Source organism: Rhodoferax sp. GW821-FHT10B06 (assembly GCF_059415605.1).
On the sequence record NZ_JBWKNO010000005.1, the window covers coordinates 139,726 to 152,155 of the forward strand.

Here is a 12,430-nt window from a genome sequence, read left to right on the forward strand (position 1 = left end):
CTGCCATGTTCCAACATATCCCGGCCTTCGCGGGCGACCGCATCTTCAGTCTGAATGAAAGCTTTCAAAAGGACCCCAGACCCCACAAGGTGAATTTGTCGATAGGCATTTATTGCGACGAGGAAGGGCGCGTGCCGGCCCAGGACGCGGTGCACCAAGCCGAAACACAGATCGCGGCCGCCCGACGGCCCAAACCCTATCTTCCGATGGAAGGGGCGGCCAACTTCCGCCACGCCATGCAGGCCTTGCTTTTCGGTGAGGGGCATGAAGCGCTGGCCAGTGGCCGGGTGGCCACCATCCAGACGGTGGGCTCCAGCGGCGGCCTCAAGGCGGGCGCCGAGTTCATTCGGCGATGGTTTCCGTCCAGCGGCGTGTGGTTGAGCGACCCCAGCTGGGACAACCACCACAGCCTGTTTGAAAGCGCGGGCATCGCGGTGGGAAGTTATCCCTATTACGACCCCGTAAACGGGCTACACTTTGACGCCATGTTGGGCGCCTTGCGCACTTTGCCTCCTTTCAGTGTCGTGCTGCTGCATGCCTGCTGCCACAACCCCACCGGGGTGGATCTGAGCCCTGCCCAGTGGGAAGAACTGGTGCCGATCATCCAGACGCATCGCTTGATTCCATTTCTGGACCTGGCTTACCAGGGGTTTGGCGAGGGTATTGAAGAAGACGCGTTTGCCGTGCGGCTGCTGGCCCAGGCGGGCATCCCTTTTTTGGTGGCGAATACCTTGTCCAAAAGCATGGGTTTGTATGGCGAGCGTTGTGGGGCTCTCAGCGTGGTGTGCGCCGACGCGCAGCAGGCTGACTGCGTGCTGGGGCAGCTGAAGTTCACCGTACGCCAAAACTACTTCAGTCCTCCCGCCCATGGTGGACAGATTGCGGCCCAAGTCCTCGGTGATCCGGAGCTGCGGGCTTCGTGGGCCTGTGAAGTGTCGGCCATGCGCGAGCGCATCCGGGGCCTGCGGGTGCAATTGCATGCTGCGCTGACCCGCAAGTTGGGTGGAGGGGATTTCGACTATCTGCTGCGCCAGCGCGGTATGTTCAGCTATACCAATCTGCGCGCGGAGCAGGTACAGCGCTTGCGTGAAGAACACGCCATCTACCTGGTGGATTCAGGCCGCTTGTGCATCTCGGGCTTGAATGCAGCCAACCTGGACCGGGTGGCTAGCGCGATAGCGGCCGTGCATCGAGGGGCAGTAAATCGGACATGGCAAAAAGAAACCCATAGGCGCGGCCTGATGCAGTCTGGCTGATCTTGGGCTTGTCGGGTACCGCTGGGTACCAGGGGACAGGCCCAAGACCGGCGTTTCAAACCGCATCCGGTCGCGCCCATTGCGGCTCCAGCGGGAGCCACCGTGGCATCAATCGTTGCTGTCGTTGGAGAAGGTACGGACGGTGCTATAGGCATTCACCACGCCAGGTACTTGGCTGGCTACATAGCGTGCCTTGGACTCTTCACGTGGGCCTTGGGTCCAGCCGTGCAGGGTCACCGTGCTGCCTTCGGCGGTCACGGTCACCTTCTTGGCAGCGTCGCCCATGCTGCTGTCCAGCGCGGATTGCACGGCACCGGCCAGGTCGGCAGTATTGGCGGCGGCATGGGCCGGCAGGAAGGCACCCGCAGCCAGTGCGAACAGGGCGGAAGCGGCAATGCGGTTGAAAGTGCGTGTCATGGTGGATCCTTGTGTTGTGGCACCGTTTTCAGTGCGATGGGGTGATCTTCCCAAGCCGGGCCATGTTTTGTGTTGCGACAGCGCGCGAGCCGTATTACATCTGCAATCTAGGGTGAAACCCTAGGCATTTGAAATGCTATGAAATGGATAGCTATCAGCGCAGATATTACCTGCGCTAGAGGCCTAAAAATCTTATGAAACCAGATGGCCCAGCGGCAATACGCCATGGCCCTTCACTTCGCCCAATGAAAAGCTGGTGTGCAGGTCCTTCACATTGGGCAAATTCACCAGCACCTGCCGGGCGAACTGGCTGAAGGCATTCAGGTCGCGCGACACCACCTGCAGCTCGAAGGTGCCGGTGCCGCTGATGTAGTGGCAGGACACCACCTCGGGGATGTTGCGTATCGCTTCCTCCAGCCCCTGCAGCGCCGGGCCGCTGTTTTGCACCGCGTCCAGCCGCACAAAGGCTAGTACGTCCAGGCCGATTTTGTGGCGGTCGATCTCGGCGCGATAGCCGCGGATATAGCCGGCCTCCTCCAGCGCCCGCACGCGCCGCCAGCAGGGTGCGGCCGACAAGCCCACGCGTTGGGCCAGCTCGGCATTGGTCAGCCGTGCATTGGCCTGCAAGGCATCGAGGATGGTGAGGTTAAACTTATCAAGCATGGATTCACTGTATCTGCGCAAGATCCTTTCGCGAAGTAGGGGAAACGAGGCAAAAAACGCAAACACTTACCGCGTGTGCCGGCATACACTTTTTCTCAAAGCGGAGCCCACTCCGTTGGAGACAAGCACGATGAATGCACCGTTGCCCGACAGCATCCGCAAGGCTTTGGAAAGCGCCTCGTTGGATGACAAATACCGCCTGGACCACGGGCGCGCCTTCATGAGCGGGGTGCAAGCCCTGGTCAAGCTGCCCATGCTGCAGCAGCTGCGCGATGTGCAGGCCGGCCACCACACGGCGGGCTTCATCAGCGGCTACCGGGGCTCGCCGCTGGGCACTTACGACCAGGCGCTGTGGAAGGCCGAGAAATACCTCAAAGCGCAGAACATCGTGTTCCAGCCCGGCGTGAACGAGGAGCTGGCCGCCACCGCTGTATGGGGTACGCAGCAGCTGGGCTTCTCCCCCCCGGGCACTAACAAGTTCGACGGCGTATTCGGCATCTGGTACGGCAAGGGGCCGGGCGCGGACCGCTGTTCGGATGTGTTCAAGCACGCCAACATGGCCGGCACCACGGCCTTGGGCGGCGTGATCGCGGTGGCCGGCGACGACCATATTTCCAAAAGCTCCACCGCCGCCCACCAGAGCGACCATATCTTCAAAGCCTGTGGGCTGCCGGTGTTCTTCCCGACCAATGTGCAGGAGATATTGGATTTGGGCCTGCACGCGTTTGCCATGAGCCGCTTTTCCGGCGTCTGGGCCGGGATGAAGACCATCCAGGAAATCGTCGAGTCCAGCGCAACCGTGTGGGTGGACCCGGGGCGGGTGGACATCCAAATTCCCACCGACTTTGTGATGCCGCCGGGCGGCCTGCACATCCGCTGGCCCGACCACGCGCTGGAGCAGGAGGCGCGCCTCATGCACTACAAGTGGTATGCCGCCCTGGCCTACATCCGCGCGAACCGGCTGAACTACAACGTGATCGAGGGCCCGAACGATAGATTCGGCGTGATCGCCAGCGGCAAGGCCTATAACGACACGCGTCAGGCGTTGCTCGACCTGGGGCTGGACGACGTAACCTGCCGCCGCATCGGCCTGCGCCTGCACAAGGTCACCGTGGTCTGGCCACTGGAAGCCCAGCTGACACGTGAATTCGCCACCGGCTTGCAAGAGATTTTGGTGGTGGAAGAAAAGCGCCAGGTCATCGAATACCAACTGAAGGAAGAGCTGTACAACTGGCGCGCCGATGTGCGGCCGAATGTGCTGGGTAAGTTCAACGAGCCCGAGGGCGACCTCAGCGGCGGGGAATGGTCCATGGCCAACCCCACGGCCAACACCTTGCTGCGCGCCAATGCCGACCTGTCGCCCGCGCTGATCGCCCGCGCCATCGCCCAGCGGCTGCACAAGCTAGGCGTGGATGCCGACGTGGCCGCCCGTATGGACGCCCACCTGGCCGTGCTGGATGCGCAGGACAGCGCTCTGCGCGCGCTCAGCCAGCGCCATGCGCCGGTGGCCCGCCTGCCCTGGTACTGCTCGGGCTGCCCGCACAACACCAGCACCGTGGTGCCCGAGGGCTCGCGCGCCATGGGCGGCATAGGCTGCCACTTCATGGCCACCTGGATGGACCGCAGCACGATTGCCTTCACCCAGATGGGCGGCGAGGGCGTGCCCTGGGTAGGCCAGCAGCCCTTCACCACCGACCAACACATCTTCGCCAACCTGGGCGACGGCACCTACTTCCACAGCGGTCTGTTGGCGATACGCCAGGCCATTGCCGCAGGGGTGAACATCACCTACAAGATTTTGTACAACGACGCCGTGGCCATGACCGGTGGCCAGCAGGTCGGTGAGCGCCCGGAAGGTCACTCGGTTGTGCAGATAGCGCAGTCTGTGCTTGCGGAGGGTGCTATCAAAACCGTAGTGGTGACGGACGAGCCCGAGAAGTACCAGGGCGTGGCGCTGGCGGCCGGCGTGGAGGTCAAGCACCGTGACTTGCTGGACGATATCCAGCGCGAGTTCCGGGAGATCCAAGGCACGACCATCATCATCTACGACCAGACCTGCGCCACTGAAAAGCGCCGCCGTCGCAAGCGCGGCACCCTGGTGGACCCGGCGGTGCGGGTGGTCATTAACGAGCTGGTCTGCGAGGGCTGTGGCGACTGCGGCGACCAGAGCAACTGCCTGAGCGTGGAGCCGCTGGAGACGCCGTTCGGCCGTAAGCGCCAGATCAACCAGTCCAGCTGCAACAAGGACCTGAGCTGCGTGAAAGGCTTCTGCCCCAGCTTTGTCACGGTGGAAGGCGGGCAGCTGCGCAAGAAGCGCGGCGACCAGGCGGCGTCGCCCTTCAGCGGCGGCCTGCTGCCCGAGCCCCAATTGGCCAGCACCGCCACGGTGTGGGGCATTGTGGTGGCCGGCGTGGGCGGCACCGGCGTCATCACCATAGGCCAGCTGCTGGGTGTGGCCGCGCATCTGGAGGGCAAGGGCATCGTCACCCAGGACGCGGCCGGCCTGGCGCAAAAAGGCGGCGCCACCTGGAGCCATGTGTTGATCGCCGACACGCAGGACAGCATCCGCACCACCCGTGTGGGCCAGGCGGCGGCCGACCTGATTTTGGGCTGCGACCCGGTGGTCACCGCCGCAGCGGAAACCCTGCTGCGCATGCGTCCGGGCCGTACCCAGGTGGTGTTGAACACGCACAGCGCACCCACGGCGGCCTTTGTGCACAACGCCGACTGGACCAACCCCGGCGAGGCCTGTGGGGCCGACATTCTGCAAGCAGCGGGGGCTGGCGGGGTGAGCAGCTTCGACTTCGATGCCGCCGCCAACCGTCTGATGGGCGACAGCCTGTACGCCAACCCCATGCTGCTGGGCTACGCCTGGCAAAAGGGCTGGGTACCGCTGCAGCTGGATTCGCTGCTGCGCGCCATCGAACTCAACAATATGGCGGTGGAGGCCAACAAGACCGCCTTCGCCTGGGGGCGCCGCGCCGCGCTGGACCCGGCCAGCGTGGCGACGCCTGCCCAGCCCATTACCTGGCATCAGCGCGAATCGCTTGACGCGATGCTTCAGCGCCGGGTGGAGTTCCTGACGGGCTACCAGAATGCCGCCTACGCCGACAGCTACCGTGCTTTCGTTGCCCAGGTGCGCCAGGCCGAGCAGCCGCTGGACTCGCGCCTGCCACTGACCGAGGCCGTGGCCCGCTACCTGTTCAAGCTCATGGCCTACAAGGACGAGTATGAGGTGGCGCGGCTGCAGACCGATCCGGCCTTTCTGGCCCGGATTGGCGAGCAGTTCGAGGGCGACTTTCGCCTGCACTACCACCTGGCGCCGCCGCTGCTGTCGCGCAAAAACGCCAAGGGCGAGTTGCAAAAGCGCAAGTTCGGCCCGGCCACCGGCTTGCTGCTGCGCTGGCTGGCCCGGCTAAAAGGCCTGCGCGGCACGCCGTTCGACCCGTTTGGCTATCAGGCCGAGCGCCGTGCAGAGCGTGCCCTGGTGGATGAATACCGGGCCAGCATCGCCCAGCTGCTACCGGTTTTGACGCCGGCCAACCATGCGGCGGCGCTGGCGTTGGCCCGTGTTCCGGAGCGCATCCGGGGCTATGGCCACATCAAGCAGCGGCATCTGGTGGCCGCCCGGGCTGAATGGGTGGCGCAGACGGCTGCTTTTAACTCCAGTACAAAATAGGTCTCTGGCGCAGGTATTACCTGTGCTGTAAGCTATATTAAATATAGCAACCCTTGGCCACACACGCCCGGCCTGTGCTCGGTTTGGGCGCAGCAATCCTGCCGCATACAATCGGCGTTGCCCTCGCCTGGCGGGTCGGCGCTCGTCGCGCCCTGCCTGCGGGTTTATTTTGTATTTCGAAGTTGGAGCCATTTGTGTTCATTTCCTCTGCTTTTGCCCAAACTGCCCCCGCTGCTGCAGCCGCCGGTGGTGACATGATGTCGTCCATTACGGGCATGCTCCCGCTGATCCTGATGTTCGTGGTGCTGTACTTCGTCATGATCCGCCCCCAGATGAAAAAGCAGAAAGAGCACCGCGCCATGATCGACGCGCTGGCCAAGGGCGATGAAGTCGTCACCACCGGCGGCCTGCTGGGTAAGGTCACCAAGCTGGGCGACGGCTTTGTCAGCCTGGAGATCGCCAACGGCGTTGAAGTACAGCTGCAACGCAGCGCTGTCGTCCAAGTCCTGCCCAAGGGCACGGTTAAATAATTAGAAGCTGGAAGCGCAAGCGCGATCATGAATCGATACCCGGTATGGAAGTACGTGATCCTTCTGGTCGCGCTACTGGTGGGGACCATTTACACCCTGCCCAATTTCTTTGGTGAAGCACCCGCGGTGCAGGTCTCGGCGGCTCGCTCGTCGGTCAAGATCGACAGCACCACCCTGGCCAAGGTGCAAGAAGCCCTGGCTGCCAATAGTCTGGCGCCCACGCTGGTCGAGATCGACGGCAACTCGGTCAAGGCCCGTTTTGATTCCACCGACAGCCAGCTCAAGGCCAAGGACGTGGTGCAAAAGGCGCTGGTGCCCGATGCCAACGACGCCAGCTACGTGGTTGCGTTGAATCTGCTGTCGCGTTCGCCCTCGTGGCTGACCGCACTGCGTGCCGTGCCCATGTATCTGGGCCTGGACTTGCGTGGCGGCGTGCACTTCATGCTGCAGGTGGACATGCAGGCCGCGCTGAGCAAGAAGGCCGAGTCGCTGACCGGCGACCTGCGCTCCAGCATGCGCGACAAGAATGTGCGCCATAGCGGCATCAGCCGCAATGGCCAGGCCATCGAAGTGCGTTTCCGCGACAGCGAAACCCTGGCCGCCGGCAAGGCCGTGGTGCAAGACCAGTTCCCCGACCTGATCACCACCGACGCGCCCGACGGCACCGAATACAAGCTCACCGCCACTATCCGCCCCGAGGCCGCGCGCCGCGTGCAGGACCAGGCGTTGAAGCAAAACATCACCACCCTGCACAACCGTATCAACGAACTCGGCGTGTCCGAGCCGGTGATCCAGCAGCAGGGCCTGGACCGCATCGTGGTGCAGCTGCCGGGCGTGCAGGACACCGCCAAGGCCAAGGACATCCTGGGCCGTACCGCTACCCTGGAAGTGCGCCTGGTGGACGAAAGTACCGAAGCCGCCGCTGCCTCCGTGGGCAATGGCGCCGTACCGTTTGGCGATGAGCGCTACCTGGAACGCAGCGGCCAGCCGGTGATCGTCAAGAAGCAGGTCGTGCTGACCGGCGAAAACCTGACCGATGCCCAGCCCGGCTTTGAAAGCCAGACCCAGGAGCCCACCGTCAACCTGACGCTGGACGCCAAAGGTTCGCGCATCTTCAAGGATGTGACGCGTGAAAACATCGGTAAGCGCATGGCCATCATCCTGTTCGAAAAGGGCAAGGGCGAGGTCGTGACCGCGCCGGTGATCCGTTCCGAAATCGCCGGTGGCCGGGTGCAGATCTCGGGCCGCATGACGACCCAGGAAGCCAGCGACACCGCATTGCTGCTGCGCGCCGGCTCGTTGGCTGCGCCGATGGAAATCATCGAAGAGCGCACCATCGGCCCGAGCCTGGGGGCGGAGAACATTTCCAAGGGCTTCCACAGCGTGCTGTGGGGCTTCCTGACCGTGGCGGCCTTCATGTGCGGCTACTACATGCTGTTTGGCGTGTTCTCGAGTATTGCGTTGGCTTTCAACTTGCTGCTGCTGGTGGCCGTGCTGTCCATGCTGCAGGCCACCTTGACCTTGCCCGGTATGGCGGCGATGGCTCTGGTGTTGGGTATGGCGATTGACTCCAATGTGCTGATCAACGAACGCGTGCGTGAAGAGCTGCGTGCCGGCGCCTCGCCGCAGGCCGCTATCCACGCCGGTTTTGACCGCGCCTGGGCGACGATTCTGGACTCGAACATCACCAGCGCAATCGTGGGTATCGCCCTGCTGGCATTTGGCTCCGGCCCGGTGCGCGGCTTTGCGGTGGTGCACGTGCTGGGTATTGCGACCAGTATCTTTTCCAGTGTGTTCTTCTCACGTGGCTTGGTCAACCTGTGGTATGGCCGCCAGAAGAAGCTCAAGACCGTGTCCATCGGCACTGTGTGGCGGCCCGATGCCGCCGTTGAAACCAACGCCAAGTAAGGACGCGACACCATGGAGTTTTTCAAGATCCACCGCGACATCCCGTTCATGCGGCATGCGTTGGTGTTCAACATCATTTCCTTCCTCACCTTTGTGGCGGCGGTGTTCTTCCTGTTCTCGCGCGGCCTGCATTTGTCAGTGGAGTTCACTGGCGGCACTCTGATGGAGGTCAGCTATTCTCAGCCGGCCGACCTGACCAAGGTGCGTACGGTGGTGGCCGGCCTGGGCCTGCAGGATGTGCAGGTGCAGAACTTCGGCACCTCGCAGGACGTGCTGATTCGCATGCCGGTGCAAAAAGGTGTGACCTCGGCCCAGCAAAGCGACCAGGTACTGACCGCGCTGAAAACCGAAGACGCATCGGTGCAGCTCAAGCGCACCGAGTTTGTCGGCCCGCAGGTCGGCGACGAACTGGCGGTGGATGGCCTGAAGGCCCTGGCCTTTGTGGTCGTGGGCATCATGCTGTACTTGGCCGTCCGGTTCGAGTGGAAGTTTGCCGTGGCGGCCATCTTCGCCAACTTGCACGATGTGGTCATCATCCTGGGCTTTTTTGCCTTCTTCCAGTGGGAATTTTCGTTGCCGGTGCTGGCGGCGGTATTGGCCGTGCTGGGTTACTCGGTGAATGAATCGGTGGTGATTTTTGACCGTATCCGCGAGAACTTCCGCCGCATGCGCAAGATGACGCCGATGCAGGTGATCGACAACGCGATCACTTCCACCATCAGCCGCACTATCATTACCCACGGCTCGACCCAGATCATGGTGCTGTCCATGCTGCTGTTCGGCGGCCCGACCTTGCATTACTTTGCGCTTGCGCTCACTATTGGTATTTGCTTCGGTATTTACTCATCCGTGTTCGTGGCCGCGGCGATTGCCATGTGGCTTGGTATCCAGCGAGAAGATCTAGTGAAGTCGTCCTCCAAGAAAGAAGATCCGAACGATCCCAACGCAGGTGCGACTGTCTGACCTGCTATTGACGTATGGCTGCAGCCGCTCCTTCTTCTGCTGACCTGCAACTCGCCCGCACAGCGCGCGAGCGCTTTGTCACGGAGGCATGTCAGGGCCTGGAGGTCACTGGACGCGTGGTCGGCGCCCGGTTGACGGCCCTGATCGAGGAAGTTCGCCCGGCACGCGAGATGCAGGAACGGCGTGATGCCTGGACCGCATTCCAGCGCCAGGGCCGCGTGTGGGAGCAGGCGACAGCCAATGCCTGGCGCCAGGCTCTGAAACCCCAGGCGCCGGCTTTGCCGGTACGTAGCTCGTCCATGCAGTTCGAGTTGATGGGCGACGATGTGGTCGAGAACAAGATACTGGCATCGCGTCTGTCCCTGTCCATCCAGGATCGACTGGCCGAACCCTATGCGAATGCCAGTGCCGCCATCCAGCAGCTGGAAGGACGTGGCGAACTCGCTGCGCAGGACCCTTTGCGTCCCGAGGTGCTGATGCTCTGGCTGGTTGAGCAATGGGCGGGCTCTGGTCTGCCGCGCAATATATTGCAACTGGTCACCGACGTCTTGCAACGTGAGCTTGGCACGCATCTGCTGGCAGCCTACGCGGCTTGCAATGCGTTTTTGTTGTCCAGCGGCGTGCAGGTCACGTCAGATTTGCGGGGCCGGGTGAAGCGTACGGCCTCCGGTTCAGCTTCAGATGCCCCGCGTTTCACCAAGGAGCCGCAATTCCGCCCGGGAGATGAGGATTCCGAATGGGACGGAATGCAAATTGCGCCGTCTTCTTATTCCGGAGGTGGATTCACGAATGCCCGTGGCCCAGGAACTCCCCCCATGAGGCCGTTTGGCACTGAGGGTGTTCCAGGCAACGCCGCTCAGGGCGGTGGGGCGAATAACCAGGGGTCTGTCCAGCGTGGGCGCCATCCAGCGGACGAAACCCGCATGATGACAGTGGCTTCGCCCATGTTGCGGGCGCGGCGTCGTGCCCAGGGCGTCATGGGCCATTTGAAGCGCATGTTGAGTGACCATGTGAGTGGTTTTGATGCCACGGTGGCGCAACCGATTTCACCCGCTTTGGCGCGCGCCGTGGCGCGCCCCGAAGATGGAGGCAGTACCAGTCCCTTGCCTATTGGGCTGATGTCCACCGGCCGCTACGAATATGGCCAGGCGGATGTTTCCCAGGCTGCGGGCATTTTGCGCGAGCGCTCCAACCAGCTTAAACAAAAAGCCGCCACCGCCTCGGAAAAGGCCACCATTGAGATTGTGGCCCTGATGTTTCAGAGCATCCTGGCCGAAGAGCGCATACCTCCGTCGGCGCGCGTCTGGTTTGCCCGTTTGCAGCTACCGGTATTGCGCGTGGCGCTGGCCGAGCCCGAGTTTTTTGGCACGGTGGATCACCCGGCACGCCAGTTGATCGACCGTATGGGTTCTTGCGTCATGGGCTTTGATGCCAGTGCGATTGGCGGCACCGCGCTGGAGTCCGAGATTCGGCGCGTGGTGCAGGTGATCGAACAGTACCCTGAAACGGGCCGGCGCGTGTTCCAACTGGTTTACGACGAATTCGTCCTGTTCCTGTCCAAGCATTTGACCGAAAAAGGCAGTACCCAGCGCCTGGTGACGCTGGCGCAGCAGGTGGAGCAAAAAGAAACCCTGGCCATCCAGTACACCATTGAGCTGCGCAATATGCTCAAGGACATGCCGGTGCGCGAGGAGATCCGCGAGTTCCTGTTCAAGGTCTGGGCCGAGGCTCTGGCCATGGCTGCTGTACGCAACGGCCGGCAGCATGAGGAAACCGTGGCTTTGAAGAAGGCGGCCTCAGAGCTGGTCTGGTCGGCCAGCGCCAAGCCGAACCGGGCCGACCGCGCACGTGTAATCCAGAGCCTACCCATGCTGCTGCAGCGCCTGCGCCAGGGCATGGGTCTGTTGGGTCTGGATACGGCCGCGCAGGAAGGGCATATCAAGCGTATCAGCGATACCTTGGCCGACGCCTTCATGTCCAAGACCGAGGCCATTCCGCAGTCGCGCTTGGAAGCCATGTCGGTACACCTGGCGAATCTGGAAGATTTCTTCAGCGACGACGATCTGGGTGACCTGCCGCTGGATGCCGAAAATATCGAAATGATGCTGGGCATGGATGCCTCCAGCATCGATGTGATTGCCGATGGCGGCTCCAAGCCCAGTGAAGCCATGTTGGCCTGGGCGCAAGAGCTGCAACTGGGCCATTGGTTTGTGTTGGACCACAACCGCCAAGTCAACCGTGTGCAATTTGCCTGGCGCAGCGAGCGCAAGCAACTGCATTTGTTTGCCTCCATGGACGGGCATAGCTATTTGATCCAGGCGCGTCGCCTGGCGGCTTATCTGCAGGCTGGCCTGCTAGTGCCGCAGGAAGATGAGACCTTGACCTTGCGCGCCACCCGCGACGCCCTGAACAAGCTGGACGCTAATCCCGAACGCCTGTTGGCCTAATTCCGAGGTGCCACGCGGGCAGTCAGTGCGCGATACGCTCCGATGCGTCGTCGCAGAGTTCGTCCAACACCAGGGCGTCGGGTTCTTCGCCAAAACTCCAGTAGACCATCAGGATGATGATTTTCAGGTCGTCCAGGCAGACTGGGTTGTCGCCTGTGGCCATGGCGCGGTCCAGTACGATTTCCCGCATCGCAGCAGGCAGTACCCCCGCATCTTCCAGAAAGTGGATGAAGCCCAGGCAGTCTGCACCCAGTCGGTCTTGCTCAGCCACCGAGTAGATGCGCATGCTGTCGAGCGTGGGCGAAACGGTGGGTGGCAAGTTGGTCAGAGTGCCCGGCGTGCGGGCGATCAGGGCCGGGTCTGTGCCCATTGCGGCCAGTTGCAGACCATCCAGCCAGCGCATGGCCTCGGCGATTTCGTCTGCAGCAAAACCCACCGCGCTCAGCTTGCGCTCCAGCAGGGGGGCTTCGGGGCAGGCATCACCCCGCCAGTAGTTCTCATAAACGAAAACAAGTACTTCAAACATGGACCCAATATAGCGCAGATCGGTGCCGCGCGACGGCCCGA

At 62.5% G+C, this 12,430-nt stretch carries 9 protein-coding genes; 6 read left to right on the forward strand and 3 right to left on the reverse strand.

Going from position 1 to position 12,430, the window contains the following annotated elements; all coding sequences use genetic code 11:
* The first annotated feature begins 5 nt into the window (after window positions 1-5).
* Window positions 6-1,256: an amino acid aminotransferase gene (locus AC07O2_RS10120; protein WP_495075603.1), complete on the forward strand. Its 1,251-nt coding sequence runs from the start codon at window positions 6-8 to the stop codon at window positions 1,254-1,256.
* A 108-nt stretch (window positions 1,257-1,364) separates the two neighbouring features.
* Here the strand turns inward: AC07O2_RS10120 and AC07O2_RS10125 are convergent, their stop codons facing one another.
* Both AC07O2_RS10125 and AC07O2_RS10130 read right to left on the reverse strand, forming a co-directional pair.
* Window positions 1,365-1,673: a BON domain-containing protein gene (locus tag AC07O2_RS10125; protein ID WP_495075604.1), complete on the reverse strand. Its 309-nt coding sequence runs from the start codon at window positions 1,671-1,673 to the stop codon at window positions 1,365-1,367.
* Between the two features lie 192 nt (window positions 1,674-1,865).
* Window positions 1,866-2,336, reverse strand: coding sequence for an Lrp/AsnC family transcriptional regulator (locus tag AC07O2_RS10130; protein ID WP_495075605.1), 471 nt, complete (start codon window positions 2,334-2,336; stop codon window positions 1,866-1,868).
* 130 nt (window positions 2,337-2,466) lie between these two features.
* On the opposite strand from AC07O2_RS10130, the gene AC07O2_RS10135 reads away from it, so the two are divergent.
* From AC07O2_RS10135 to AC07O2_RS10155, 5 genes are all read left to right on the forward strand, one after another.
* Complete coding sequence (locus tag AC07O2_RS10135; RefSeq protein ID WP_495075606.1) at window positions 2,467-6,015, forward strand: indolepyruvate ferredoxin oxidoreductase family protein; 3,549 nt, start codon at window positions 2,467-2,469, stop codon at window positions 6,013-6,015.
* A 194-nt stretch (window positions 6,016-6,209) separates the two neighbouring features.
* A complete protein-coding gene (gene yajC / locus AC07O2_RS10140) occupies window positions 6,210-6,545 on the forward strand; it encodes a preprotein translocase subunit YajC (RefSeq protein WP_495075607.1) in 336 nt (111 codons plus the stop codon).
* Window positions 6,546-6,572: 27 nt separating this feature from the next.
* Window positions 6,573-8,453 carry a protein translocase subunit SecD gene (gene secD / locus AC07O2_RS10145; RefSeq protein WP_495075608.1) on the forward strand — a complete coding sequence of 627 codons (1,881 nt, stop codon included), beginning with the start codon at window positions 6,573-6,575 and terminating at the stop codon, window positions 8,451-8,453.
* Between the two features lie 12 nt (window positions 8,454-8,465).
* Window positions 8,466-9,416 (forward strand): protein translocase subunit SecF, encoded by a 951-nt coding sequence (secF, locus tag AC07O2_RS10150; RefSeq protein WP_495075609.1) that lies wholly within the window; start codon window positions 8,466-8,468, stop codon window positions 9,414-9,416.
* Window positions 9,417-9,430: 14 nt separating this feature from the next.
* Window positions 9,431-11,863 carry a DUF1631 family protein gene (locus tag AC07O2_RS10155; protein WP_495075610.1) on the forward strand — a complete coding sequence of 811 codons (2,433 nt, stop codon included), beginning with the start codon at window positions 9,431-9,433 and terminating at the stop codon, window positions 11,861-11,863.
* A gap of 22 nt (window positions 11,864-11,885) precedes the next feature.
* On the opposite strand, the gene AC07O2_RS10160 is transcribed toward AC07O2_RS10155, so the two are convergent.
* Window positions 11,886-12,389, reverse strand: a complete 504-nt coding sequence (locus AC07O2_RS10160) for a Smg family protein (protein WP_495075611.1) — start codon at window positions 12,387-12,389, stop codon at window positions 11,886-11,888.
* Between the last annotated feature and the right edge of the window lie 41 nt (window positions 12,390-12,430).

Bases quoted from the DNA above. Each gene is read 5' to 3' on its own strand.
- AC07O2_RS10120 (WP_495075603.1), top strand. From the start codon at position 6: ATGTTCCAACATATCCCGGCCTTCGCGGGCGACCGCATCTTCAGTCTG.
- AC07O2_RS10125 (WP_495075604.1), bottom strand. From the start codon at position 1,673: ATGACACGCACTTTCAACCGCATTGCCGCTTCCGCCCTGTTCGCACTG.
- AC07O2_RS10130 (WP_495075605.1), bottom strand. From the start codon at position 2,336: ATGCTTGATAAGTTTAACCTCACCATCCTCGATGCCTTGCAGGCCAAT.
- AC07O2_RS10135 (WP_495075606.1), top strand. From the start codon at position 2,467: ATGAATGCACCGTTGCCCGACAGCATCCGCAAGGCTTTGGAAAGCGCC.
- secD (WP_495075608.1), top strand. From the start codon at position 6,573: ATGAATCGATACCCGGTATGGAAGTACGTGATCCTTCTGGTCGCGCTA.
- secF (WP_495075609.1), top strand. From the start codon at position 8,466: ATGGAGTTTTTCAAGATCCACCGCGACATCCCGTTCATGCGGCATGCG.
- AC07O2_RS10155 (WP_495075610.1), top strand. From the start codon at position 9,431: ATGGCTGCAGCCGCTCCTTCTTCTGCTGACCTGCAACTCGCCCGCACA.
- AC07O2_RS10160 (WP_495075611.1), bottom strand. From the start codon at position 12,389: ATGTTTGAAGTACTTGTTTTCGTTTATGAGAACTACTGGCGGGGTGAT.